At 63.7% G+C, this 25,917-nt stretch carries 22 protein-coding genes; 4 read left to right on the top strand and 18 right to left on the bottom strand.

The window, feature by feature from the left end:
- Window positions 1–2: 2 nt before the first annotated feature.
- From ABIE49_RS14640 to ABIE49_RS14595, 10 genes are all read right to left on the bottom strand, one after another.
- Entirely contained in the window at window positions 3–3,143 is a 3,141-nt protein-coding gene (locus ABIE49_RS14640) for an efflux RND transporter permease subunit (protein ID WP_192738889.1), read from the bottom strand.
- Window positions 3,133–4,509, bottom strand: a complete 1,377-nt coding sequence (locus ABIE49_RS14635) for an efflux RND transporter periplasmic adaptor subunit (protein ID WP_354066826.1) — start codon at window positions 4,507–4,509, stop codon at window positions 3,133–3,135. Before ABIE49_RS14635 ends, ABIE49_RS14640 begins: the two co-directional genes overlap by 11 nt.
- 28 nt (window positions 4,510–4,537) lie before the next feature.
- Window positions 4,538–5,521, bottom strand: coding sequence for a Bug family tripartite tricarboxylate transporter substrate binding protein (locus ABIE49_RS14630; protein ID WP_192738887.1), 984 nt, complete (start codon window positions 5,519–5,521; stop codon window positions 4,538–4,540).
- A 403-nt stretch (window positions 5,522–5,924) separates the two neighbouring features.
- Window positions 5,925–6,095: a hypothetical protein gene (locus ABIE49_RS14625; RefSeq protein WP_154070762.1), complete on the bottom strand. Its 171-nt coding sequence runs from the start codon at window positions 6,093–6,095 to the stop codon at window positions 5,925–5,927.
- Between the two features lie 25 nt (window positions 6,096–6,120).
- Complete coding sequence (locus ABIE49_RS14620; protein WP_192738886.1) at window positions 6,121–6,321, bottom strand: hypothetical protein; 201 nt, start codon at window positions 6,319–6,321, stop codon at window positions 6,121–6,123.
- Between the two features lie 1,023 nt (window positions 6,322–7,344).
- Window positions 7,345–9,039: a GMC family oxidoreductase gene (locus ABIE49_RS14615; protein ID WP_192738885.1), complete on the bottom strand. Its 1,695-nt coding sequence runs from the start codon at window positions 9,037–9,039 to the stop codon at window positions 7,345–7,347.
- A 91-nt stretch (window positions 9,040–9,130) separates the two neighbouring features.
- Window positions 9,131–10,669: a phytoene desaturase family protein gene (locus tag ABIE49_RS14610; protein WP_192738884.1), complete on the bottom strand. Its 1,539-nt coding sequence runs from the start codon at window positions 10,667–10,669 to the stop codon at window positions 9,131–9,133.
- A 152-nt stretch (window positions 10,670–10,821) separates the two neighbouring features.
- Window positions 10,822–12,027, bottom strand: coding sequence for a hypothetical protein (locus ABIE49_RS14605; RefSeq protein WP_192738883.1), 1,206 nt, complete (start codon window positions 12,025–12,027; stop codon window positions 10,822–10,824).
- Window positions 12,028–12,148: 121 nt separating this feature from the next.
- Entirely contained in the window at window positions 12,149–13,795 is a 1,647-nt protein-coding gene (groL, locus tag ABIE49_RS14600; protein WP_192738882.1) for a chaperonin GroEL, read from the bottom strand.
- Between the two features lie 206 nt (window positions 13,796–14,001).
- Window positions 14,002–14,298, bottom strand: a complete 297-nt coding sequence (locus ABIE49_RS14595; protein ID WP_192738881.1) for a co-chaperone GroES — start codon at window positions 14,296–14,298, stop codon at window positions 14,002–14,004.
- Between the two features lie 353 nt (window positions 14,299–14,651).
- Here ABIE49_RS14595 and ABIE49_RS14590 point away from each other — a divergent pair, with 353 nt between their 5' ends.
- Window positions 14,652–15,167 (top strand): hypothetical protein, encoded by a 516-nt coding sequence (locus ABIE49_RS14590; RefSeq protein ID WP_192738880.1) that lies wholly within the window; start codon window positions 14,652–14,654, stop codon window positions 15,165–15,167.
- A 111-nt stretch (window positions 15,168–15,278) separates the two neighbouring features.
- Here ABIE49_RS14590 and ABIE49_RS14585 read toward each other — a convergent pair whose 3' ends face one another.
- Window positions 15,279–16,064, bottom strand: coding sequence for a protein phosphatase CheZ (locus tag ABIE49_RS14585; protein WP_192738879.1), 786 nt, complete (start codon window positions 16,062–16,064; stop codon window positions 15,279–15,281).
- A 307-nt stretch (window positions 16,065–16,371) separates the two neighbouring features.
- Between ABIE49_RS14585 and ABIE49_RS14580 the strand changes: the two genes are divergently transcribed.
- Window positions 16,372–17,178, top strand: coding sequence for a L,D-transpeptidase (locus tag ABIE49_RS14580; protein ID WP_192738878.1), 807 nt, complete (start codon window positions 16,372–16,374; stop codon window positions 17,176–17,178).
- Between the two features lie 139 nt (window positions 17,179–17,317).
- Here the strand turns inward: ABIE49_RS14580 and ABIE49_RS14575 are convergent, their stop codons facing one another.
- The 6 genes from ABIE49_RS14575 to ABIE49_RS14550 all read right to left on the bottom strand — a co-directional run bounded on the left by ABIE49_RS14575 (window position 17,318) and on the right by ABIE49_RS14550 (window position 23,418).
- Window positions 17,318–18,184 carry a DUF2076 domain-containing protein gene (locus ABIE49_RS14575; protein WP_192738877.1) on the bottom strand — a complete coding sequence of 289 codons (867 nt, stop codon included), beginning with the start codon at window positions 18,182–18,184 and terminating at the stop codon, window positions 17,318–17,320.
- Window positions 18,185–18,314: 130 nt separating this feature from the next.
- The gene (locus ABIE49_RS14570; RefSeq protein ID WP_192738876.1) at window positions 18,315–19,160 is read right to left on the bottom strand and encodes a ChbG/HpnK family deacetylase; all 846 of its coding nucleotides are present in this window, start codon (window positions 19,158–19,160) and stop codon (window positions 18,315–18,317) included.
- Complete coding sequence (locus ABIE49_RS14565) at window positions 19,157–20,218, bottom strand: glycosyltransferase family 2 protein (RefSeq protein WP_192738875.1); 1,062 nt, start codon at window positions 20,216–20,218, stop codon at window positions 19,157–19,159. Before ABIE49_RS14565 ends, ABIE49_RS14570 begins: the two co-directional genes overlap by 4 nt.
- A 156-nt stretch (window positions 20,219–20,374) precedes the next feature.
- Window positions 20,375–21,352: an ATP phosphoribosyltransferase gene (gene hisG / locus ABIE49_RS14560; RefSeq protein WP_192738874.1), complete on the bottom strand. Its 978-nt coding sequence runs from the start codon at window positions 21,350–21,352 to the stop codon at window positions 20,375–20,377.
- The gene (locus ABIE49_RS14555) at window positions 21,349–22,521 is read right to left on the bottom strand and encodes an ATP phosphoribosyltransferase regulatory subunit (RefSeq protein ID WP_192738873.1); all 1,173 of its coding nucleotides are present in this window, start codon (window positions 22,519–22,521) and stop codon (window positions 21,349–21,351) included. The genes hisG and ABIE49_RS14555 overlap by 4 nt, the downstream gene beginning before the upstream one ends.
- A 147-nt stretch (window positions 22,522–22,668) precedes the next feature.
- A complete protein-coding gene (locus ABIE49_RS14550) occupies window positions 22,669–23,418 on the bottom strand; it encodes a 16S rRNA (uracil(1498)-N(3))-methyltransferase (RefSeq protein ID WP_192738872.1) in 750 nt (249 codons plus the stop codon).
- A gap of 208 nt (window positions 23,419–23,626) precedes the next feature.
- Between ABIE49_RS14550 and ABIE49_RS14545 the strand changes: the two genes are divergently transcribed.
- Entirely contained in the window at window positions 23,627–24,301 is a 675-nt protein-coding gene (locus ABIE49_RS14545) for a hypothetical protein (RefSeq protein ID WP_192739003.1), read from the top strand.
- Window positions 24,302–24,311: 10 nt separating this feature from the next.
- Window positions 24,312–25,238, top strand: a complete 927-nt coding sequence (gene ubiA, locus ABIE49_RS14540) for a 4-hydroxybenzoate octaprenyltransferase (protein ID WP_192738871.1) — start codon at window positions 24,312–24,314, stop codon at window positions 25,236–25,238.
- 118 nt (window positions 25,239–25,356) lie between these two features.
- On the opposite strand, the gene ABIE49_RS14535 is transcribed toward ubiA, so the two are convergent.
- The gene (locus tag ABIE49_RS14535) at window positions 25,357–25,881 is read right to left on the bottom strand and encodes a DUF6101 family protein (RefSeq protein WP_192738870.1); all 525 of its coding nucleotides are present in this window, start codon (window positions 25,879–25,881) and stop codon (window positions 25,357–25,359) included.
- Window positions 25,882–25,917: the final 36 nt, after the last annotated feature.

Here is a 25,917-nt window from a genome sequence, read left to right as displayed (position 1 = left end):
TCCTAATGGGACGCCGCTTCATGCGCCAATCCGGTTTCCTGTATCGCCGGCATCCACAACCGTGCCAGCACCGGGATCACCAGCAGGCTACAGATCGGGGACAGCAGCATTCCGCCGACGATGACGCAAGCCAGCGGTTGCTGAACCTGCGAACCGATTCCGGTCGAGAACGCCGCCGGGACCAGGCCGATACAGGCCGACAACCCGGTCATGAAGATTTGCCGCATCCTTGTTTCGGCGGCGCTGATGATCGCGTCCTCGGTTCCCATGCCTTCATCGATTTCGCGCCGGATATAGGACATCAGGAGAATGCCATCCATCGCTGAGACGCCGAACAGCGAGATGAATCCGACCGCGGCCGAGACGCTGAAATTCAGGCCGCCGATATAGAGCCCCAGAATGCCGCCGGCCACCGCAAAGGGGATGCCCGACAGCGCCAGCAGACTGTCGCGGATCGAATTGAACAGGCTGTACAGCAGCATCAGGATCAACAGCAGGCTGAGCGGCACGATCAGCGCGAGCCGCTTCTTGGCGTCGACCAGCGCGCCGTATTCGCCGGACCATTCCATCGAGTAGCCTTGGGGAACCGGGACCTTCTTCGCGATCCGGTCCTGCGCCTCGACCACGGTCGAGCCGAGATCGCGGTCGCGAACGCTGTATTTCAGCGGGATGAAGCGCTGGCTGTTCTCGCGGTAGATATAGGCCGCACCGCTGACGAGCTTGACCTCGCCGAGGTCGCCGAGCCGGATATAGGCGGTCGGCGTCTTCGGATCCGAATTCGGCAGCGCCACCGGGATCGCGCGGATGGCATCGACATCCCTGCGGAATTCGGGCGCCAGACGCACCGTCAGCGCGAAGATCATCTCACCTTCATAGACCTTGGAAACCTCCTGGCCGCCGATCGCGGCCTGGACCACGGAATTGATGTCGCTGATCGAGAAGCCGTAGCGCGCGGCCTTGGCGCGATCGATCTGGACGACCAGATTGGGCTGTCCGAGCAGATTGAAACTGGCGGGATCGGCGACGCCGCGCACGCCGGAGAGTTCGGTCTTCACCGATTTCGACAGCCGCTCCAGCTCAGTGAGGTCCTTGCCGAAGATCTTGATCGAGTTCTCGCCTTTCACGCCGGAAACGGCTTCCTCGATATTGTCCTGGATGTATTGCGAGAAGTTGAAATCGATGCCGACGAATTCGCGGTTGAGCTTCTCGCTCATCTGCTTGACCATCTGCTCCTTGGTCAGCCCCGCCGGCCAGGTGTCGGCCGGCTTGAGCGGGACAAAGAACTCCGCGAGGAACGATCCATCAGGGTCGGTGCCTTCCTCGCCGCGACCCTGCTCGGAAAACACGGTCTGGACCGGCGGGTAGCTCGATATGATGGCGCGGATCTTGGTCACCGTTTCCATGCCGGCTTCGAGCGTGATGGTCGGCGGCATCACGGCGCGGATCCAGAGATTGCCTTCTTCCAGCTTGGGCAGGAATTCGGTGCCGAGCCGGAAACTCAAGCTGAGGCACAGCGCGAGAAACACCGCGGCGATCACAGCTGACCTTCGATAGTTGCGGACCGCGGGCACCAGGATGGCCTGGTAGACGGTCCGGATATGGCGGACCACGAAGGTTTCGACTTCCCTGACATGGGCCGGCAGCAGGATCGAGGCCAGCACCGGCGTCACGGTGAAGGTGGCGATGACGGCGCCGAGCAGCGCATACGCATAGGTGCGCGCCATCGGCCCGAAGATCTGGCCTTCGACGCCCTGCATGGTGAACAGCGGCAGGAAGGCCGCGATCGTGATGATCACCGAGAAGAAGATCGCCTTGTCGACTTCGATGGCGCCGGTCAGGATCCGGTGCAGCTTGTCGCTGAGCCGCGCCCGCCGGTCCGGGGCCACCCCCGGCGTGTGGTGGGCGATATGGCGGAAGATGTTCTCCACCATGATCACGGTGCCGTCGACGATGATGCCGAGGTCGATGGCGCCGACCGACAACAGATTGGCGGACTCGCCCCGCATCACCGTGATCATGACGGCCAGGAACAGCGCCACCGGAATGTTCGCCGCGACGATGACCGCGCAGCGCAGATCGCCGAGAAAGACCCACTGGATCAGAAAGATCAGCGCGATCCCGAACAAGAGGTTATGCAGCACGGTCTGCACCGTGATCGCAACGAGATCGCCGCGGTCATAGAACGGCACGATCTTGACGCCTGACGGCAGCGATCCGTCGGTGTTGATCTTCTCCACCGCCGCGCGCACGCGCTTGACCACGTCCATGGTGCGTTCGAGCTTCTGCATCAGCACGATGCCGGTCACGACGTCGGTCTTGTCGTCACGGCCGGCGAGACCGAGCCGGGGCGCGAACCCGATCTGGACCTTGGCGACGTCGGATACCAGCACCGGGACGCCGCCCTGCTGGGTCAGCACGATGTTGCCGATGTCGTCCATCGAACTGATGACGCCGATGCTGCGGACATTGACCGACTGTTCGCCGATCGAGATGGTGCGGCCGCCGACATTGGAGTTGCTGCCCGAGATCGCGGTCATGATCTGCGGCAGCGTCAGCCCGTAGGCCATCATGCGGTCGAGATTGATCTCGGCCTGGAATTCCTTGGTCTTGCCGCCGAGCACCGCGACGTCGGCGACCCCTGGCACGATGCGCAGCTTGCGCTCGACCACCCAGTCCTGCAGCGCCTTGAGCTTCATCACGTCCATGCCCGGCGGGCCGACCAGCTCGTAGCGGAAGATTTCGCTGATGCCGCCGGCGGGCGAGATCACCGGCAGCACGCCGGCCGGCAGCACCGCGTCCTTCAGCCGGTTGAGGGTCTGCTGGCGCACGAAATGATAGTCGCGGCCGTATTCGAACTGCAGGCGGACGAAACCGAGCCCGTAGACGGTATTGGAGCGAATGAACTTCAGCCCCGGCGTCGAGGCGACCGCGATCTCGATCGGGATCGTGATGTAGCGCTCGACTTCCTCCGGCGACTGGCCCGCCTGCTGGGCGATGATCTCGACGATCGGCGGCGCCGGGTCGGGATAGGCCTCGATGTTCAGCATCAGGAAGGTGACGTAGCCGAGGCCGAGAAAGGCCGCGAACGCGACCATCACCAAGAGCCGCCGCGACAGGCAAAACGCAATCAGACTACGCAGCATCCGTGGCCCCGGCTTCTTTATTTGACGCGTTTTCTTGACGCGAACCGGTATCCACTTCGCTTGAAAACGCTATCTTCATTGACGCCACTCGTTGTCGACGAAGATCGCGCCGCGCGCGAGGACTTTTTCTCCGGCCTCGAGGCCGCTGCGAATTTGCGTCAGGCCGTCCTGCTGGATTCCGATCTCGACCGGGCGGCGTTTGAAGAGCAAGGGCTCGGTCTCGACCCAGACGGTGGCCGCTATCGCCCTCGCGAATCACAGCGTCGGTCGGCACCGCGGGATTTCGCGATGTTTCACCGATGCTGATCCTGAACATCGCGAACATCTCGGATTTGAGCGCATGATCCGTATTCTCGATCTCGGACCGGACCACGACACGGCGCGTCGTCAGGTCCGACGTCGCGTTGATGGCGTTGATGCGGGCCTTGAACACCCGGTTCGGCACCGCGGAAACCCTGGCCTCGATCTCCTGGCCGATCCGCACCTGCGCGATATCCTGCTCGAAGATCTGCGCCTTCAGCCACACCGTCGAAAGGTCGGCGATCGTGTACAGGGCCTCGCCGGAGTCCGCTTTGACAAATTGCCCCGGTCCGACCTTGCGCGAGACGACGGTGCCGTCGATCGGCGCGGTGATCGTGGTCACGCGGCTCAGCATGCCATCCTGCTCGAGTTTCGAAATCTCCGCATCGGTCCGGCCTAAAATCCGCAGGCGGACGCGGGCGGCTTCGAACGCCGTCTCCGCCGATCGCATGTCATGTTCGGCGGCGGCAAGCTGCGCCTCGGCCTGCTGCAGGTCCTTGGAGGGCGCAGCCTTGCCTTCATGGAGATCGCGAACGCGCTTCTCGAGGATGACAGCCAGATTGTGCTGGGAGCCTGCCTTGCGTCTTGCCGCCTGGGCGGCGATGAAGTCGTTCTGCGGGACCAGCTGCTCGGGGCTGTCGATTTCCAGCAGCGGATCGCCCTTCTTGACCCGATCGCCGAGCTTGGCAACCAGACGGGTCACCCGGCCCGAGAACGGTGTCAGGACGATCGTGGAGGCATCCTCATTATATCCGATCTGGCCGATCGCCGATCTTTGCGGGCGAAACGCAAACGTCTCAACCTTCGCGACCTCCAGCTGATGCATTTGATCAGGGACGACCCGGACAAAGTCCGCCCCCTTCATGGTGCCTTCGGCCAAAGCAACCGATGTCACGGCGGACGATGTCATCAACGACACGCCGAACAGGGCAATCAGCCAGGAAAAATGCGTTTTCGCCTTAATTGACATACCCCGGACGATACCCAGCCGCGCAACCCAAAACAAAGAAATTCGCGCGGACCAAAGCATGCCGGCCGGGCCGCAGCTAGGGGCGTTGAGGCTCAAACCACCGGAAAGGCAGCCGCATCAAACCTCAATTGCCGAGCGTGATGTTGGCTTCCTGAATGATCCCTGCGAACTTATCCGATTCCGAACGGACGAAGGCGCGCAGCTCGGCATCGGTCATGCTGCGGGACACGATGCCCTGGATCGCCAGTTTCTCGGTGATATCGGACCGCTGCATGATCTGCGGCATCACCTCGGCGAGACGGGCGAGGATCGGCGGTGACGAGCTGGCGGGTGCGAACATCGCAAACCAGTTGAGGAGCTCGTAGCCGGCCAGTCCCGGAGCATCGCCGAGCGGCGCGACATCGGGCAGTTGCGGCATGCGCTCGCGCGAGGTGACGGCGACCGCGCGGATCTTGCCGGCCTGGATCAGCGGCAGCGCGGCGGCGAGGCTGCTGAAGCTCATGGTGACGGCGCCGACCGCGACGTCGGTTACCGCCGGCGCCGAACCGCGATAGGGCACGTGCTGGACGTCGGTGCCGGCCATCTTGTTCATCAGCTCGCCGGCGAGATGCTGCGGATTTCCCACGCCCGAGGACGAATAGCTCAGTTTGCCCTTGTTGGCCTTGGCGTAGGCGATCAGGTCCGCCGGCGTCCGCACCGCCGACGCGTCGGCCACGACGACCACACAGGGCACAATGCCGGCGAGCGCGATCGGCACCAGCTCGGTCTCGGGCTGATAGGTCATCTTTTCCTTGTAGAGATGTTTGTTGACCGCGATCTCGCCCGAAGCCGCCATCAGCAGCGTGTGGCCGTCATTGCCCGCCTTGGCGACGGCCTGGGCCGCGATCATGGCCGCCGCGCCGGCGCGGTTCTCGACGATCACGGGCTGCCCCAACACCTCCCGCATCGGATCGACCACGAGCCGCGCCACCAGATCGACGCCGCCGCCGGCCGGATAGCCGACGAGAATGCGCATCGTGTGATCGGGATAGCCGGATTGGGCCAGTGCTGGTTTGCCGCCCGTGAGCGCCGCCGCACCGGCCGCGATGAACAAACGGCGGGAAATCATGGTGGTCTCTCCCAATGGGTCGCGCTTATAGGCGATTTTCCCGCGGCCTGCGTGGTCCGCACAGTTTACGAAATTGATCATGCCGACACTAGTCGGCGTGACATTGTAAACGATCGAACCAGTTTGTCCTACGGTCCTGGGATGATGGTTCTTAAAGCCTGATCGCCTGCCGGCGTTATGCAGTACGTCCGGCCGTCTGGTTGTTTTTCAATCCAGCCTTTCGCAAACATTCCCGCAATAACCTGCTTCCCTGCTGGATGCATCTGTTCCGGCTTGAGCCCGCGTGTTGGGCTCATCTTTTGTAACGCAGTGCGCTCGGTGGCGTGCGGAATATGACTGGGTCGCGCTGGCATTCAATTCCTCTTGGTCTTCAGCCCCAGCTCTACACGCTTCGGGGCATTCGCTAATATGTCAGCGGCAGCACGCGTTGCACAATCGCGCCGAGGCAAACGAGCACCACGAGCAACTTGAGCAGATTTGCCAGTCGGCCGTCGGTGGCGAACTTGTCGATCGCCCAAAAGCAGATTGCGCCGACGACGACGATAATTAAGACCCCAATCAAAACTGAAATCATGTTGCCCTCGGAGTGTTGTCGATTCCTATTTCGCCTTCGCCTTTAGACCCAGTGCCACCAGGCGGCGGATGGCGTGCGCTCGGGTCAGCGTTTTGTCGGATGACGATGCAATCCAGGCATCAATTGCGACCAGTTCGGAAGGGTGCCAGCGCTCGCCAACCTGAACGCCCTTGCCAGTCGGCGGCGGCCCCCGTTTTTTCTTTGGTACCACACCTGTCTTTGCCATAAACCATGGTACCATAGAAACAAGCCGGGCCGAAGCTGGAACTTCCCCTCCGGCGCTTGCTCGAAGAGGCCGCAAACTGAGGCGCCGCTGTTCGGTTTAGACCGCTTTCGAAAGAAATTTGTATTTCCCTGGGAAGAGGTGAGGGGGCTCCGGTATTCGGAATTACTCCGAAGGCACACCTTTGTCGCGCATGCCTTGTTCGGTCTGGTTCGTCATCATTGTACTGCGCGGGCGGATTGAGCCGGAGGCGTAATCCGCCATCTGTATTGGCAACGCGAGATCTGCCTTAAAGGCCTGCCCCTTGGATATTCGCAATACCCTCATTTCCGCCTCTCATGAGGTCGAGCAGGCTTCCGCCTTCCAAATAATTTCCGATTTACGGAAATTGCTCTTGACAGCTTCGCTAAATCAGAATATATCGGTTTTGTCTCATCCCTTCACGAGGGGCGTATCGCGATCGTCACGGACGTGGGGTGGGATGCGGTGGACGCCGATGTTGCGCTTGACGGGCGCAGCAGAGGCGTACGGCGAAAGCGTGTGGTCCTGGCGCCCGTAACGGCGTCAAGTCTTGCGGAGCGATCCGCGAGGCGACGGTGGCAATAGAGGCCGTCTCACCGGGGAGATCACGTCATAAGCCGTAAAGCCATTGCGCAGGGGATGTCGGATGTTCTCCGCTGCCCTGTATGCTCATGTGCAGTGTTCTTAGCACAATTCGCACATGAGACCGCGGGTGCAGCGCGCATCCGGCATTCCCTGCTCCCTTGTTTTTGGGAGAAACGGCATCAACCACTCGGGCGCATGGCGTCGCGAGATCGCGAATTCGTATTCAGGTGTCATCGCCCGGCTTGACCGGGCGACCCAGTATTCCAGAGACGTCAATGATTGAATCGATCGGCCGCGGCGTACTGGGTCCCCCGCTTTCGCGGAGGACGACAGGTGGGTGCGGAGCGACACCGACTCCGTCATTGCGACCCATAGGCTCGCAATGACGCCCTGGCTGTTTGAAAACCAAATCCGAAAGTTTCACTGCATCGAGGCCGCAATCTTCTCCGCCGACATCAGGACCGGAAAATTGGTGTTGGCGCAGGGCACGACCGGGAAGATCGAGGCGTCGACGACGCGCAGGCCCTGCACGCCCTTGACGCGGCCCTCGGTGTCGACGACCGACATCGGGTCCTCCGGCCGGCCCATCCGGCACGAGCACGAGGCGTGCCACACGCCGATGGTCCCCTTGCGCACGAAGGTCTCCAGCGCCTCGTCGTCGTTGATCACGTCGTCGAACGAAAATCCTTCGACCACGAAATTGTCGATCATGTAATGGCGCAGCGCCGCCGGGCCGTCCATCAGGGTGGCGGCGATCTTGGTGAGGATCCTGTTCTTGTTGTTGACCACGCCGATCTTGCGCACGCGGTCGGTATAGGAGGCCGGAAACGGCTTGTCGGTGACCGCCCTGACGGCGTCGCTCATTTGCACCGCCGCCATCTTGCGGAAACCGCTCATCAGGCGATCGAGGTCGCGCCGGTCGGACAACAAATTGAACTCGACGATCGGTTCAGCCGCCGGGTCGCGCGAGGCGAGCTTGACCTGTCCGGTTTCGGAATAGGTCTTGTTGACGAATGTCAGGGCCGAGCCGATTTGCTCGCCGACCGCATGCCAGGCCGATTTGCTGAGCACCACGACGAACATGTCGCCCTTCGGCACGCCGGGCAGCCCGGACGAATAACGCAAGCCGACCTGCATGTGACGCCTGGTATGCCCGTTCATGCGCGCGCCGCGGCGGACAAAAGAGGATAGCGAAATCGAGGGATGATCCATCAGGCGCTGGCCGACGCCTTCAAGTCCCATCAGCACGGGAATGCCCATGTCCTTGAGATGACCGACCGGGCCGATGCCGGCGCGCAGCAGATGCGCCGGCGAATGGATGGCGCCGCTGCACAGAATGATCTCGCGGCCGCGGAATTCCTGCTCCTTGCCGTCGACGAGGGCCTTCACGCCGACGCACTGCGTGCCTTCGAACAACAATTCCCTGACCTGCGTGTTGGTGGAGATCGTGAGATTGGCGCGCTTGCGCGTTTCGCGGTCGAGATAGCCCATCGCGGCCGAGACGCGTTGCTCGGCCTGGTTGGAATGCGTCACCGGGAAATAGCCGTCGACGAACTCGCCGTTCTGGTCCGGCAGGAATTGATGGCCGGCTTGCTGGAAGGCGTCAGCGAAAGCCTGCGAATGCTTCGTCCAGTGCTCCCGCGGGATCCGGCGCACCGGGATACGGCCGTCCTTGCCATGGTACGGTCCGTCGAAATCAAGATCGCGCTCGACCTTTTTGAAATAGGGCAGCACGTCCTTCCAGCTCCAGCCGGTGGCGCCCCGCGTGTCCCATTCATCGTAGTCGGTCGGCGCGCCGCGGTTGGCCATCTGGCCGTTGATCGAGGAGCCGCCGCCGAGAACCCGCGCCTGCTCGTATTTGCGTAAGGGAGGACGCCCCTCGTTGGGATTGTTATGGCTGACGATCTGCGTCGTGACCTTGAGTTCGGTCCAGTGGAAGCGCGGATCGAAATAGGCGGTGCCCGGATAGCTGTCCCTGATCTCGGCCGGCTCGTTGCCGGGCGGGGTGTCCTGGCCGGCCTCGCACAGCAGGACTTTATTACTGCTTTTCGCCGACAACCGGTGCGCCATGACCGAACCTGCCGAGCCGCCGCCTACGATGATCGTGTCATACACTTTGGCATTCCCTCTATTTTTTTGTTCTCTTGTTGATCTCGTTGTTGCCGGGAGGCTAGCGCGGCTCCGCGCCCGGGTCACGCCGGCAGAGTTAGCCCTCTCGCAAAATCATGTCGGCGCAGACACCGGCCGATTGCACGACGCCGGTGTAGCCGCCGAAACCGGCATAGGCGGATGCCAGATAAAATCCTGATACCGCCGTGCGCGGCGAGCGGAACGGATTGCTCCAGATCGTCTGTGGCGGGGTCGGCGCAAATCCGTAGACGGCGCCGTCAGGCGCGTTGAGATATTGCCGCACCGACAGCGCGCTGTTGAACGAGGATGCGACGACGGCTTCGCCAAGCCCCGGATAGATCGAGGAGAGATAGCGCACGATCGCCTCCTGCCAGCGCCCGCGCTTCTCGCGATAGGCGTCCATGTCGGAGGCGTCCCAGTTCGACAACAAATCGGGGCCGAGGATCGAAAGCACATAGGGCGGCGCCGGCACGCCGGAATCGATCGCGGCATAGTCGACCACCGACATCGGCGGCATGCGCTCGCCGGGCTCTTCCGCCATCAGCGTGGCGCCTTGCGCGTAGTCGGTCAATCGCTTCATCCAGGGCGGCAGCAACTGCGTGGAATAGGCGGCGATGCCGAATTCGCGCGGCGGTTTTGATAGCCCCAGCGTCAGCGCGAACAGCGAGGTCGAAGGCGCCTGCCGGGCATAGCTTTGGTTCAGCTGTTCGGCGGCGTCCGCCTGCATCAGGGGTTCGAGCGCCGCGGGCGCGGCGTTGCCGATGATCCGTGCGCATTGCACGGTCCTGGGATCGCTGCCGTCCTTGGCGGTGTGGGTGATGGATTTGGCGCCGTCGCCGAGCGCAATCGCGCTGACGACACGGCGCACCAGAACTTCGCCGCCGGCCACCTTGATGGCGCGGGCGAGCGCGCTGGAGAGCCGCTGCGAGCCGCCCTGCACGTAGCGGCCGCCGCTCTGCAGATAGCTGCCCTGCGCCATCGCGAAATAGATCCACCACAGCGTCGTGGGGTCGTCGTGGAAATAGGACAGGTTGGCGGCGAGGGCGCATTTGACGGCTTCATTGTCGCCGAATACGCGGTCGAGCTTTTGCGACAGCGACAGTTGCCAATCCGCGGCGTCAGGCAACAGCTTTATCAGGGCGCCCAGACGGTCGCGCGAGGTTTCCGTTGCGTGGTCGCCGTGCGAGAACCGGTTCATGACGCCGACGATCGTTTGCATCTCGCCGAGCAGTTGATCGATGCCGGCGCGGGCCTCCGGGAAGCGCTCGGTCAACGCACGGCGCGCGGCGTCGAAATTGTCGGGCATCAGGAACGGCGGATCGAGCGGGCCGCCGCGCGCCTGGTAGAACGCACCGGACGGAATCCATTTGACGGCGTCGATCACGCCGGCACGCGTCAGCACGTCATGTTTGGGGTCGCGCGGGTCGTGCGGGTCGCTGGTCTCGTGCAGCGATCCCTCGACAAAGAGTTCGCCGGATTTGTAGCTCGACGCCGCACCGCCGACGGAATTGCTGCGCTCGACCACCAGCACCTTGCGGCCGGCGCGCGCCAGGATCGCTCCGGCAGTGAGGCCGCCAAGGCCGGCGCCGACAACTACGACATCATAACGTGTCATTCAGCGTAGAACCCTGGAAGCCATTGCAAGATCAGGGTGTTTCATTGCCGCTCGGGTGCGACATGTCAAATGCGCTGACCGCATGGAGCGGTGCGCGGAAAGCCGCCTTCAGGGATTTAGAAAGGATCGAGAAAGGGAACGGCTGGAAACCTCTATTTCCAGGTCGATTTGTCGATGTCCCAGCGCTGGCCCTTGAATTCTCTGGCGAGGGCTTCGACCGAACCATTATCGTCCTCCGGTTCGCCGCCTTCCTCCTCGCCGCCGGCGCCTTCGGACAGGTTCAGCTTGGGACCTGCGCCTTCGTCGATGGTCGACGTCACCGGGCTCGAGATCCACAGCATCAGCCGGTCCGATGCGCCGGGTTTGTCGGGCGAGACCAGCGCGGTGACCTCGATGCTGTCGGTGAGGCCGAGCGCCGGGTAGATCTCGCTCGGCCGCTTGAAGGTCAGTGTCAGCTTGCCGGTGTTGGCGTTCCACGTCGAACCCGCCGCCTTGGCCGCGAGCGTCTTCGACAGCACCGCGGATACTGCGGCGGCGATCTTGTCCTTGTTGATCTTGTCGCCATCGCGCCAGTCGGCGGCGGCAAAACGGATGGTGCGGTCCATCTCGACGATGCCGGTGGTCCATCCCGCGGTGACCACGCCCGGTGTCGCCTTGGCCTTGGCGATCAGCGCCGCCGACCGCTCCGGATCGGCGGTGAGATTGATGGTCTGCTCGCCGGCGCGGAGCGCGTCGCAGGAAATCGACAGGCTGCTCAGGCCGAGCTCCACCTCCTGGCCCTTCAGGCCCTTGAGGAAATCCAGCGCCGCATCCAGCTTTATCCGCACGCCGACCGATTCCGGCGATACTTCGGTGAAATCCTTCGGCGCCGGCGTGATGCCGTCATCGGTGGTCTGGTTGTCCAAAAACTCCTTCTCGCTGAGATCGGAATTGTCGGTCGAGGCCACTTCCGTCACCGCCTGGCCGATGGTGATCCGGCCGCGGAATTCGAAGCCGTCGGCGCTGGCCTTGCGCGCGAGGTTCACGGTGACCGGCAGCTTGTCACCGATGCTTTGCGTCGAGCCGGTCAGGGTCTGGCCGCTGACGGTGAGGTTGGCGACGAAGCGGTCCTTGCGCTCGGAGCCCTTTTCGACGGGGTAGCAGACGTCGAGCACGGCCGCGGTGACGGTTTTGCCCTGGCGGATCTCCTTGAGGACCACGTCGGCGTTGCCGCTCATCAATCCGTCGATCGAGGTGAAGTACCGGACTTCGCTGCCGCCGGGTGCCGGTGCTGCCTTGGAGGGGAGCTTCATCTGGGCGACAGCGAGATCCGGGGAGACCGTCACCAGACCGAACAGGCAGAGCAGGAGTGCGCGCATGGGAATTCCTCAAGGGAGAGAATCAGCGTCGTCGTAAGTAGCAAACCTCCCAGTCATTTCCCCAAAAAAGAAGGCCGCCCGGAGGCGGCCTACTATGATTGTTGGCATTGGTCGGCGGGGCTTAGAAGCCCATGCCGCCCATTCCACCCATGCCGCCGCCACCGCCGGGCATTGGCGGGGCCGGCTCCTTCGGCAGTTCGGCGACCATGGCTTCGGTGGTCACCAGCAGGCCGGCGACGGAAGAAGCGTCCTGCAGGGCGGTGCGCACCACCTTGGCCGGGTCGATGATGCCCTTGTCGACCATGTCGACATACTGCTCGGTCTGGGCGTCGAAGCCGAAGGTCTCGGACTTGTTCTCGAGGATCTTGCCGACCACGATCGAGCCCTCGACACCGGCGTTCTCCGAGATCTGGCGAACCGGAGCTTCTAGCGCCTTCAGCACGATGTTGATGCCGGCCTGAACGTCGGAATTGTCGTTCTGGATGCGGCCGACCGCCTTCTTGGCGCGCAGCAGCGCCACGCCGCCGCCCGGCACGATGCCTTCCTGCACGGCCGCGCGGGTTGCGTTGAGCGCGTCCTCGACGCGGTCCTTCTTCTCCTTGACCTCGATCTCGGTCGCACCGCCGACGCGGATCACCGCGACGCCGCCGGCGAGCTTGGCAAGGCGCTCCTGCAGCTTCTCGCGGTCGTAGTCCGAGGTGGTTTCCTCGATCTGCGCCTTGATCTGGCTGACGCGGGCTTCGATCGCCGGCTTCTTGCCGGCGCCGTTGACGATGGTGGTGTTCTCCTTGTCGATCACCACCTTCTTGGCGCGGCCGAGCATGTTGACGGTGACGCTTTCCAGCTTCATGCCGAGTTCATCGGAGATCAGCTGACCGCCGGTCAGGATCGCGATGTCTTCCAGCATCGCCTTGCGGCGATCGCCGAAGCCCGGCGCCTTGACGGCGGCGACCTTCAGTCCGCCGCGCAGGCGGTTGACCACCAGCGTCGCCAGCGCCTCGCCCTCGACGTCCTCGGCGATGATCAAGAGCGGACGGCCGGACTGCACCACGGCTTCCAGCACCGGCAGCATCGCCTGCAGGCCGGAGAGCTTCTTCTCGTGCAGCAGCACGTAGACGTCCTCGAGCTCGGCGGTCATCTTTTCCGCGTTGGTGATGAAGTAGGGCGACAGATAGCCGCGGTCGAACTTCATGCCCTCGACGATGTCGACTTCGGTCTCGAGCGACTTGTTTTCCTCGACGGTGATGACGCCTTCATTGCCGACCTTCTGCATCGCCTGCGCGATCATCTTGCCGATGGCGGCATCGCCATTGGCCGAGATGGTGCCGACCTGGGCGACTTCGGCGGAGGAGGCGACCGGCTTGGCGCGCTTTTCGATGTCCTTGACCACGGCCAGCACCGCGATGTCGATGCCGCGCTTCAGATCCATCGGGTTCATGCCGGCGGCAACCGACTTGGCGCCTTCGCGCACGATCGCCTGGGCGAGCACGGTCGCGGTGGTGGTGCCGTCACCGGCGGTGTCGTTGGTCTTGGAGGCGACTTCGCGCAGCATCTGCGCGCCCATGTTCTCGAACTTGTCCTCGAGTTCGATCTCCTTGGCGACGGTAACGCCGTCCTTGGTGATGCGCGGGGCGCCGAAGCTCTTGTCGATCACGACGTTGCGGCCCTTCGGGCCGAGCGTCACCTTCACGGCGTTGGCGAGGATGTCGACGCCGCGCAGCATGCGGTCGCGGGCGTCTCCGGCGAATTTAACGTCTTTGGCAGCCATTTTATGAACTCCTGAATGATTGGATACGGTCGCTCGCCGCGTTTCCCTTGCTGTCATTGCCGGGCGTAGCCGTCTGAAGGACGGCGTCGCTTCCGCTCGCCTATGACCCGGCAATCCATCGCCTGCGCAAGACTCTTCCGAAGCGGATGGATGCCCGGGTCAAGCCCGGGCATGACAAATGAGGGTGCGGCGGCAGTCAGGCGTGCTTAAACCAGCACGCCCATGATGTCGGATTCCTTCATGATGAGGAGTTCCTCACCGTCGAGCTTGACCTCGGTGCCCGACCATTTGCCGAACAGCACGCGGTCGCCGACCTTGAGGTCGATCGGGATCAGCTTGCCGGCTTCATCCCGGCCGCCCGGGCCGACGGCCGTGATTTCGCCCTGCGAGGGCTTTTCCTTGGCGCTGTCGGGAATGATGATGCCGCCCTTGGTCTTCTCTTCGGCGTCGATACGCTTGACCACGACGCGGTCATGCAGCGGGCGGAATTTGGATTTGGCCATGAGGTTTCCTCTTTGGAAGGCTTGGTTTCAGGTCTGATTGCCGTCAAAATGGCTGCTAATGCCGGGTATTCGACACCGTCCCGGGCGGGACGGCCAAACTCCTTACTTGCCTTAGCAATCGTCGCATTTGAGTGCTAATGTGTGGCTCGGGGAATATGGCTTGGCGCCGATCCTGTCAAGCAAGGGGGTTAAGGCCCAAAAAAGGTTAAGGCCTTGGTGAGGCCAATATAGGATGCTCCCTGGGAAACCAAATCGGAGCGGCGGCGTAATTTGATGGACGTCATTGCTCCGGCACGTGTTTTACGGTTGGCTGCAGGACGGGTGCGGCCAAAAAACTTGTTTGGGGGAATGCGATGATCGGGTCCGGTACTGCGCGCGTGGTTGCCAATCTGGCGATCGCCTCAGCGCTCACAATACTCCTGGGAGCATGCAGCAGCATGAGCCTGCCGTCGCTGTCATCAAGTTCCGCGCCTCCGCCCGAGCCGGGCGTGGCTCCCGACATGCCGGCGACCATCCGCTCCGACGAGATCGTCGGCCGCTGGGGTCTCGCCTCGTACCAGAATCCGAACGACCGGGCCCGCACTGAAAAGATGGCCCGCGATCAGTGCAGGCAGCCTTATGTGATCACCGCCGGCACCTCCGGGGGCGTGGTCATGCATCTGGCCGACCAGGCGACCCCGCAGGAACTGCGCCTCAAGGGCTCGCCGAGCGGCAAGAACTATATCGGCCCGGCCGGACCGACCCCGGGCGAGCAGGACCGCGAGATCGTCTCGTTCGACGGCCGCGTTCTGGTGACCCGCTTCGTCGACAAGGATGCCGGGGTTCGTTACGGCAACATGGTCTATGTCCGCTGCGCGCCGCGCGCCTGAGCCGACAAAAGCCTTAACCTCATCCGCAATAAAAAAACGCCGGCTTCGCGCCGGCGTTTTCTTTTTCACGATGTGACGCTGCCAGGAGTTGCCACCCGGCGCGCCGGAATATTAATCGAACAGCGCGTCGATATCGTCCTGCGAGGCATGGCCGACGTCGCCGTCGAGCTTCGGACCGTTGAGCAGCTTGGCGTCGCCTTCACGGGTATCGACGATCGGGGTCGCGTGCGCCTTCAGCGCGTCGACGCCACCCCAGATGTCCATCATGACGTTGATGTGGTTCTCGATGAACTTCATCGTGGTCATCACTTTGCTGATGCGCTGACCGGTGAGATCCTGGAAATTGCAGGCTTCGAAGATCGCGATGACGCGTTCCTGGATTTCCTCGCTGAGCAGCTTCTGCTGGTCCTGCGAAGTGTTCTTGGACAGCGCGGTCGCCGCCTGGTCGATCGCCTCGGTGGCTTCGAGAATCTGCTGCGTGGCCTGCTCGGTACCGCCGACGACGGCGCCGAGTTCACCATTGACCTTGGCCATTTCGCCGCCGTCAAAGCTCTTGCCGTGCAGCGTTGCGATTTCGCGCTTGGTGCGGTTGATGGCGTCGTGAATGAGGTCGAGTTCGACCTTGAGCTTTTCGCACTGCTCGATCTGGGCACGATAGGTTTCCAGCAGCGCCTGGGCTTCGGCAACCTCGCGCGCCACCGACGCTTCCGCCGATTCAGTCACGACGGAACGGCCTTGACCGCCCGCGGCCATCTGGGCGCGGATCGAGCGCAGCTCGCTCATGATCTCGCGATGCATCGGGCCGATGTCGCCGCCTTCGGCAACCGCGGACACCGGCATTGGCACGTCGCCCAAAATGGCTTGTTCGATACGAAAACGTTTGCGATTAACCGACATGTTTATTCCCACCCCTTACTCCGTGAGCTGTTTTAGACAGATGCGATTTAACGTGAGGTTCACGCGGGGAACACATCGCGGCGTAGTCTTCCGCGGGGCGCACACCAGGGATTAACCATGTGTGCGCGGCGTTCACTCAAAATAAACGCTACCGGACAAATCAGCGCGCAATCGGCGACGTGGTGAATCGAAACGCCGTTTCTGTTTACCAAACCGATGTGGTTTTGACCCTTTATTGACCACGTGCAACGGCGCCGCTCAGGCGTCGCCAAGATCTAACAGTGACGAAACAGTACAGAGTACGTCGATGTTCAGAAAAATGTCTCTCGCGCTCCTTGCGGGCGTGTCGTGCCTTGGCTTCTCCGATTCCGCGTTGGCGATCGACGCCTCCCCGCTCGCCGAACCCACCGTGATCTACGCCAATCAGCCCGCGCAACCTGCGCCGGTACGCATCGCTTATGCCGAACGTTCGCAAATGGGCGGCGGCTTCATTGAATTCCTGTTCGGCGATGGGCCGGTGCAGGGCGGCCGCTATCAGCAGCAGCCGGATTACCAGCAGCAGCCGGGTTACGGATATGGCGGACGGCGCGGCACCCTGCCGCCGATGGATCCGCAACAATCGATGCGTCAGCAGCAGGAAGAAGCGATCGAGCCGGCACAGCGCCCGGTCGATCCAAAGTACAACAAGCAGGTTGTCGACTATCACGGCAAGGAAGGTGTCGGCACCATCGTCGTCGATACGCCCAACAAGTTCCTGTTCCTGGTGCAGGGCGACGGCAAGGCGCTGCGCTACGGCATCGGCGTCGGCCGTCCCGGCTTCACCTGGTCCGGCGTCAAGACGATCTCGGCGAAGAAGGAATGGCCGGCCTGGACCCCGCCGCCGGAAATGCTGGCACGGCGTCCCGATCTGCCGCGGCACATGGAAGGCGGTCCGCAGAATCCGCTCGGCGCCCGCGCGATGTATCTGGGATCGACGCTCTATCGCATCCACGGCTCCAACGAGCCCTGGACCATCGGCACCAACGTCTCGTCCGGCTGCATCCGGATGCGCAATGAGGACGTGATCGATCTCTACGGCCGCGTCGGCGTCGGCGCCAAGGTCGTTGTGATCTGAGCAATAGCGTTTTCGCGCGAAGTGGGATGCCGGTTCGCGTAAAGAAAACGCGTCAAAAGTAGAGTCTCCAAACCGACAAAAGCAAACGGCCGCTCGATCGAGCGGCCGTTTTCTTTTTCAGACGTGGCGCCGTTCAGGCTTAATCGTCGTCGCCGCCGCCGTCACCATCGAAGCCGTCATCCATGTCGTCATAATTGTCGTCGTTCGATGCGTTGTCGAAGTATCCGCTGCGTGAGCTGTCACCGCTGTTGTTGTCGTCGAACAGCCCGGTGCGCGAACTTCCGGACGAGCCGATGTCGTTGGCGCCGGCCTCCCGCGCCAAATCGCCGCCGGATTGATCGCTGCCGCCCGGCCGCCGGTCTTCGACGCTGCCACGATGACCACCGGAATCGCCGCCGAAAGCCGCCTGCTGGTTGCCGCCGCCGCCCATCATCGAGCGGATGCCGCCGAGCAGCATCGATCCGCCGACCACGCCGGCCGCTGCCGCCGCTGCCGTTCCGAGGAACGAGCCGCCGCCTCCGCCGCCGAGCGGCGGCGGCTGTTGCGCGCCACCGTACGGTTGACCATAGGCCGGCTGCTGCCCGTAGCCGGGCTGGCCGTATTGTCCGGGTCCTTGTTGTCCTTGCGTCTGTTGCACCACCTCGCCGCTGTTCCAGACCGGGCGGCCGCCCATGCCGGGCGAGCGGACGTTAGGTACAGAGCCTTGGGGCATCGAGCCGCGCGGCTGGCTCTGTCCGAAGATGGTGTCACGCATCGAATCGAGGAAACCGCCGGGTTGATTCTGTTCGCCAGCGTGTCCGGCTTCCAGTTGCTGGATGCGGTCGTTGGCGCGCTTCAGCGCCTCGTCCTGCACCAGCGCCGTCTGCACCAGCGCATAGACGGCATTGGGCGCACCACGCAGGCCCTGCACGATCGCGGACATGGCTTCGGGATCGCGCGGGGTGTTCTCCAGCTTGGCAAGGCGGTCGAAAAGATCGTCAATCAGTTGGCGTTCTTGCGGTGTCATGGCGTTCTCCATCGCATCGAGTGCCTCGAAGCGCGGGGCAGATGTAGGGCGGAGTTTGTGTCGCAAGTAGTGGGAGGGCAGATTAAATTTCTGTATGCGACAAAACGACCGGCCGGTTTATTGAGCAAATTCAAGCCAGTGTAACATTGTTCCGCGCCAGCAGCGGCGGCAATTGCGCGCCGGCGAGAAACGCGTGCTCGCCTTCGCGCTGGGTGGTCAGGGGATCGAGGCTGATGAGGGTTTCGTCGACAAAGCCCGGATGACACATCACGAGCCCGCCCTCCGGCATGCCCTGCAGGAATTGTCCCATCAGGACGCCGAAATCGGGCGTCTTCGAAAAATCATAGGCGCCGGCAAAGGCCGGATTGAACGGGATACCGGCACGGGTGGCGAGCTTGCGAAACCGCGAGCTGAGAACATCGAGCAGCAGCGCCTTGGGCGCGCCGAGCCGTTTGGCCAGTGGCTGCAGGCGTCCGCCCTGGCGAACCCAGGCGGCGGGCGCGGCCTGCTTCACCGCGCGCAGAAACGCATCGCGCACCTGCGGGAAGAGCTGCGCATGCTGATGGCCGTCGACGAAATCCGGCGGGCGGCCGAACAGATCCTGGAACGCCGCCAGCTGATCGATCAATTCGGCATGGATCATTTCAGGGTCGAGCCGCCGCAACAGGCCCGATCGCAGCATCGCCGGCAGCGGCAGAAACATGCCGCCATCGGTCGGTCTGAAGTGCATCGTCAGCGGCCGGAACGGCGCGGTCAGCGTTGCATGCAGGCCGATCGCGCAGCGCGGGCTGCCGGCGGCGGCGTCCTGCAGCGCAGTGACCTCGCCGCGGCCGATCGCCGGGCCGACCACCATCACCGATGTCGCATTGAGCCGGCCCTGGCCGATCAGCTCGCGAATGGCGCGATTGACGCCCTCGCTGATCCCGTAATCATCGGCGCACAGCCAGATACGGCGCGGCGGCGCGGCATCGTTCATTCCGCGGCGGTCCGTTCGGGGCTGGTCCGTTCAGAGACGCTTGCGGTGGTCGTTTCGTCCGCGTGCTTCTCGGAGTGTTCGGCGACGAAATAGATCGGACGCGCTTTCAGCTCCGACAGGATCTTGCCGATGTATTCGCCGACGATGCCGATCATGATCAGCTGCACGCCGCCGATCGTCATCAGGCCGATCACGAGCGAGGGATAGCCGGGGACCTGCTTGCCCGTGGTCAAGACTTCCCAGAGAATGGTCAGGCCGAACAGAAAGGCGCCCACGGCGAGCAGCACGCCGAACAGGCTGGCAAAGCGCAACGGCGCCACCGAGAACGAGGTCAGCCCCTCGATCGACAGGCCCACCAGCCGGCCGGCGCTGAAGGTGGTGACGCCGTGCGCGCGCGGCGCCGGCTCGTAATCGACGCGGATCTGGCGGAAGCCGATCCAGCTCGCCAGACCCTTGAAGAAACGATTGCGCTCGGGCAGCTGCTTGAGCGCTGCCGCGGCGCGCGGCGACAGCAGGCGGAAGTCGCCGGCATCCTCGGGAATTTTTTGCCGTGCGCCGTAGTTGATCAGCGCGTAGAAGCCGTGCACGGCCAGACGCCGCAGAAACGATTCATTGTCGCGATGCGCCTTTGCCGTATAGACGACGTCGTAGCCGTCATCGATCCAGTGGCCGACCAGCTTCTCGACCAGGGTCGGCGGATGCTGGCCGTCGCCGTCCATGAACAGCACCGCGCCGCGCCGCGCATGGTCGAGCCCCGCCATCAAGGCGGCTTCCTTGCCGAAATTGCGCGACAGCGACACCACCTGAACGTCGAGCGCGTCGGCCTTCAGGGTGCGCGCGATGCTGAGCGTGGTATCGGCGCTGCCGTCGTCGACATAGACCACTTCGCTGGCGAGGCCGTAACGCTGCCGCAATGTCCTGGCGAGGCCGATCAGCCGCTCGTGCAGCAACGCGAGCCCGGCGGCCTCGTTATAGACAGGCACGACAATCGACAGCCCCCGCGCTGCGGCGCTCGCCGCGGTGGTGGACAGGCCGGAAACGTCAGAGCCAAGCGTCATCGATCAGGTTCCAAATCATCCATATGTTTTGAGCATGATCTCTTCGGAAAACCGGTGTCCACCTTTCCGGATCATGCTCCCAACAGCATATGTTACTTGCCACTAGCTGTCGCTACGATGAACGAAAACAAGAGCCGCTTTGAAAACACAGCCGCCTTATTGTCGCAGGAACGCCTCGAGCCTGGCGAACAGCGGGTTCTCCCGGTCGAGCACATAGTCGAGGGCAGCCACCGAAACCGTGTCGGCGCCGTGCTCGCGCAGGAAGCTGCCGAGCGCGTAGAGCTTCGACGGCGGGCAGTGCAGCGTCAGCATGCCCGACGAGGTCGGGCCGCCGAACGGGGCGACGACACCGAAGCGGTTATGCGCCTCGGTCAGCAGCCTGTCGTTGCAGCCGGCAAAGCGGGTGCGGACTTCGCGATATTTGCTGGCGCGGGCACGTGCGGCGATGTGATCGAGGATGACGCGCGCGGTCTCGCGCGCCCCGCTCGACCAGTCGGCATCCTTTGAGGCGACGAGGTTGGCCTGGCTGCGCAGGATCACGCCGTCGTCGAGCACCTTGAGGCCGTTGGCGACAAGGGTGGCACCCGTTGTCGTGATATCGACGATCATCTCGGCGGTGCCGACCGCGGGCGCGCCTTCGGTGGCGCCGGCGCTCTCGACGATGCGGTAGTCGACCACGCCATGGGTGGCAAAGAAGTTCCGGGTCAGGTTGATGTATTTGGTCGCGACCCGCATGCGCCGGTTATGCTGCGCGCGGAAACCCGTCGTGACGTCGTCGAGATCGGCCATGGTGCGGACGTCGATCCAGGCCTGCGGTACCGCGACCACGACATTGGCGCTGCCGAAGCCGAGATTGTCGATCAACAGCACGCGCTTGTCGGCGTCGACGATGCTTTCGCGCAGGAGATCTTCGCCGGTCACGCCAAGATGCACCATGCCGCGGGCGAGCTGCGAGGCAATCTCGCTCGCCGAGAGATAGGCGATCTCGACATTGTCGAGCCCGGTGATGGTGCCGCGATAATCGCGCGCGCCGCGCGGCTTGGCGAGGCTGAGGCCGGCGCGCGAGAAGAACGCCTGGGCTTCTTCCTGCAGGCGGCCCTTGGAGGGAACGGCGAGAACGAAGGGCGCGGTCATGATGCGTTCCCGACCGGTTTGCGGAGTTGCGTCAGGGCTTCGATCCAGACCGAGAAGCCGACCGCCGGGATCGGCGCCGCCGAGCCGAGCTGGGTCATCAGCCCGTCATAGCGCCCGCCCGCCACCAGCGGCTCGACGCCGTTGTCCTTGACGTGACCTTTGGCGTGCAGTTCGAATTCGAAGCCGGTGTAGTAGTCGAGGCCGCGCCCGAAGGCGGTCGAAAAGCGCGTCAGGCTGGTGTCGATGCCGCGCGCGGCCATGAAGCCGACGCGGCTTTCGAGCTGATCGATCGCCGCCGTCAAATTGAGGTTGGTGTCCTCGGCCAAGGCGCGCAGTTGCGCCACGGCGTCATCGGGATCGCCCGCGATGGCAAGAAAGCGCTTGATGGTCGTGAGCGCGTCGCGCGGCAGCGCGCCGCTCTTGAGCGTCGATTGTTCGAGAAAGCGGTCGGCGATTTCGGCGACCGTGCGGCCGCCGACATTGGTGGTGCCGGCGATCGACATCAGGTCGGTGACCAGCGCCAGCGCGGCCTTGCGGTCGGAGCCGGCAAGGGCTGCCAGCACGCCTTCATATTCGTTGCGGCCGGGGGCGGTCACCAGTGTCAGCTGCTCGATGTCCTGGGTGAGGCTGACCTTGCGGTTGAAATCCTTGATCAGCCGCCGCTTCCAGACCGGATAAAGCTCGAGCGCATCGATCAGCGCGGTGAACAGCGCGACGTCGCCGGTGCGGATTTCGACATCGCTCAGGCCGAACGCCGAAGTCGCCTCCAGCGCCAGCGCCAGCATTTCCGCATCCGCCGCGGCGCGATCCTGCCGGCCGAAGGATTCGATGCCGGCCTGCAGGAACTGGCTCGGCTGGCCGTCGCGATAGCGGAACACCGGCCCAAGATAGCTGAAGCCCGCGGGCTGGCCGGCGCGCCCCGAGGCCAGATAGTCCCGCGCCACCGGAATGGTGAGGTCGGGACGAAGGCAGAGCTCCTCGCCGCTGGCGTCTGATGTCAGATAGAGGCTCTTGCGGATGTCCTCGCCGGAAAGGTCGAGGAACGGCTCGGCCGGCTGCAGGATCGCCGGTTCAGCCTGGACGTAGCCGGCCTGCGCAAACGACAAAAGCAGCGCGTCCGCCCATGTGGCGGACCCGGCGGCACCATCGATGGCGGCGGTTACGGTCATTTCGCGTCCAAATATCCCGAAAAACGGGTTCCAAGAGGTATCAAGCGTTTATTGGCGGAGGCCTTAGCATGGCCCGGGCAGGGTTTCGACAGAGATTGGTGTCGTCGCTTAACGCGGGGTTCAATGAGGCTTAACGGCCTCGGCTGCCTAACCCGGTCCGGCCCAGTCGCCGAGCGCGGCCTGCACCAGCGCCAGCGCCGCGACGCCGGCCGTATCGGCGCGCAAAATTCGGGGGCCGAGCGAAAGCCGCAGCGTTCGCGGCTGGCGCAGCAGCAGCGCGCGTTCTTCCTCGGCAAATCCGCCTTCGGGTCCGATCAGGATGTCGATGCCGTCAGCCGTTAACCCGCTTTGCAGCGCCTGCAGCGGCGAGGTGGTTTCCGCCGCCTCGTCGCAGAAAACCAGGAGGCGCTCCGGCTGGCGCTGGCCCAAATAGCGATCGAGCGGCATCGGTTCGGCAACATCGGCCAGGCTCAGGATGCCGCATTGCTCGGCGGCCTCGATGACATTGGCGCGCATCCGCTCGCCATTGACCCGCGAGACCTGGGTGAAACGCGTCAACACCGGCTGCAGCTTCGAGGCGCCCATCTCGACCGCCTTCTGCACCATGTAGTCGAGCCGGGCATGTTTTAACGGCGCAAAGACGTAGGCGATGTCCGGGAGCCGATCCTGCGGCCGGTTCTGGACGAGGATCTCAAGGCTGTCGGGCCGCTTGCGCCCGATAATCTGCGCCTGCCATTCGCCGTCGCGGCCGTTGAACACCAGAATTGATTCGCCGGCCGATAGCCGCAGCACATTGCCGAGATAATTGCTCTGGTTGCGCTCCAGCGGGACCTTTTCGCCCGGGCTCAGGGGGGCATCGACGAACAGGCGAGGGGCACGAAAATCGAGTTCAGGCATCTGTGATTGTTCCGTTTCGCGCCGGTTTTAGCCTAAAGGGTTAGAATCCGGGGACAATTTAATGATTCGGTGCGGCCCAGCGCCGCGCTGCCGCCTAAATCCACGGGTTGTTAAGGGCCGGCAGGAATCGTAAAAAGCCCCGTCGGAATTGTGCTTCGATCGGAAGTCGCCCGGGCCCTGCTGGACCTTTGCCGGAGAAACACCTTTGATAATCCGCCGTCTCATTGTGCCCCTGACGATTGCCGTCGTGACCATTCACGCGGGGCAGGCCTTTGCGCAGACCCCATTTCCGGCGCCACTGCCCAACGGACAGGCTGCACCCGCAACCGCAAGCAGCGCGTCGCCGTTCCCGCCGGTGAACGGCGCGGCGCCTGCGGCATCGGTGGGTGGTCCTTCACCGTTCCCGTCGGCGGGAGCCGCCCCGGGCGGGGGCTCGGCATTCGACCGTGGACCGCCGCCACAAGCCAGCGGCGCGGCGGATGCCTGCATGAAGGGCTTCGTTCCCTTGCGCGAGGACGCCGAGAAGCGCGGCAAGCTGATCAAGGCCGCCAGCGATCGCAAGGCGTCGCCGGACGAGGCCTGCAAGCTGATCGGCAGTTACAGCCAGGCCGAACTCAAGATGATCAAATATGTCGAGACCAACTCCGCGAAATGCGGAATTCCGCCGCAGATCGCCGAGCAGCTCAAGAACGGCCACAAGAACACCGAGAAAATGCAAAAGCAGGTCTGCACGGTTGCGCAGCAGGGAGCACAGGCGCAGCGCGCGGCCGCGCCGAGCCTGAGCGAAGCGCTCGGCTCTTCGGCGGCGCTGCCCGAGGCGCAAACCGTTCGGAAGGGCGGCAGCACGTTCGACACGCTGAACGGCAACGTTCTCACCCGATGACCGCCTCCCGATGAGCGACGTCACGGCCCGCGTTGCCGACGCCACCGGCAACTGGGTCGATACGCGCGCGCCGTCCTGGTCGCGGCCCTATCTACGCCTTTCCCGTTTCGACCGGCCGATCGGCTCCTGGCTATTGCTGATGCCATGCTGGTGGTCGGCGGCGCTGGCCGCCGGCATCGGGCGCGACGCCGGTCAGTTGCTGTTCGTGATCGTGCTGTTCTTCATCGGCGCCTTCGTGATGCGCGGGGCGGGGTGCACCTGGAACGACATCACCGATCGCGACCTCGATGCCAAGGTCGAACGGACGCGGTCGCGGCCGATTCCCGCCGGGCAGGTGAGCGTGCCGCAGGCACTTGCATGGCTGGTGCTGCAGGCGCTGATCGGGCTCGCCGTGTTGCTGCAGTTCAACCGCTTCGCCATCATGACCGGCATCGCGTCGCTGATCATCGTCGCGGTCTATCCCTTCATGAAGCGCATCACCTGGTGGCCGCAGGTCGTGCTCGGCCTCGCCTTCTCATGGGGCGCCTTGATGGGATTTGCGGTCACGCTCGGACGCATCGACCTCACGGCGCTCGTGCTCTATGCCGGCTCGATCGCCTGGGTGATCGGCTACGACACCATCTACGCGCATCAGGACGCCGAGGACGACGCGCTGATCGGCGTCAAATCGACCGCGCGTCTGTTCGGCGCCGCGACCCATCGGGCGCTGGTCGTGTTTTATTCACTGGCGGTGGTGCTGATCGGCGTCGCGATGGTGCTGGGCGGGGCGCGATGGCCGGCATGGATCGGCTTGGTCGCGTTCGCTGTTCATCTGGTCTGGCAAATCCGGCGCCTGGACATCAGCGATCCCACGCTGTGCAAGCGCATCTTCCACTCCAACCGCGATGCGGGCCTGCTGCTGTTTGCGGGACTGCTGGTCGATGCGGTGATGCGCTGAAGCGTCGTTCGTAGGGTGGGCAAAGGCGCTCTTGCGCCGTGCCCACCATCCATCTCCGAGTCTCAATGAAAAGGGTGGGCACGCTTGCGCTTTGCCCACCCTACAAGATCGAACGACCTCAATCCCTTGCGATGATCTCGCGCTCGCCCTGGTGAATATTCGCGGGGTTGAGCAAGTCGCCGGCGCGGCGGCGCACCAGGAATTTCGGGCGGCGGGCGCGGATCGCGTTGTGGCGGCGGCGGCGCTGGGCCGGATCGCGGCGCTTGTCCTCCGGCAATAGCGGAAGCGCGAAGATATCGCTCCACATCTGCCAGGCGGAAGAAATCTCCTCGGCATCGGAGCTGACGCCAAGCGGAATGTTCAGCGAAGGGTCGCGATGCACCAGCACCAGCATCTGCGCGTCGTCGAGACCGCGCAAAGCCACGCCGAGAAAATCGCTGACGCGAACGTTGACGGCCATCTGCATGCCGCGGATAGCACGGCGCAGCACGACGCGTTCGCGGTGAAGTTCGATCTGCCGCACACCGCCGTCGGCGCGGGTGTCCTGCGCATCGAAGCGGACCGGAAGGGAAAGAGGGTCGAGCCGCAATACGCGGCCCGACCCGGCGGGATTGATCCCGCTTGTTGCTGTTTGACGCCTCACGGCTTTTAGTCTCCCCGCCGGAATTATGTTCCCGGT

Origin of the sequence: Bradyrhizobium sp. OAE829, from assembly GCF_040546575.1 — a bacterium.
Taxonomy (GTDB): Bacteria; Pseudomonadota; Alphaproteobacteria; order Rhizobiales; family Xanthobacteraceae; genus Bradyrhizobium.
This window is presented reverse-complemented; position numbering and strand designations above follow the sequence as displayed.